We start from the raw sequence: 215 nt of genomic DNA on the forward strand, positions 1-215 counted from the left end.
AAACCTGTATATGAACCTTCTATCAGATTGAATGTAGAGTTTGACGAATACCTCGGATCTTATGCCTTACTTGTAAAGCACACTGCAAAACAACCGAAAATGGGGGTTGCCGATCCAATAAAAGAGCCGTGGGAGAAAACACGACCAAACTTGCAAAACGAACAAATAAGACGAGAGGATTTCCCGCAAGGTTACTATTTTGGGAATCCAATTAT

Annotated in this window: 1 protein-coding gene; it reads left to right on the forward strand. The window is 40.5% G+C overall.

From position 1 onward, the window contains the following. A partial coding sequence (locus MR107_RS31165) for a hypothetical protein (protein ID WP_242293237.1) occupies window positions 1-215 on the forward strand: 215 nt, incomplete at both ends.

It is taken from the genome of Bacillus cereus group sp. BfR-BA-01441 (genome assembly GCF_022663075.1).
Classification (GTDB): Bacteria; Bacillota; Bacilli; order Bacillales; family Bacillaceae_G; genus Bacillus_A; species Bacillus_A cereus.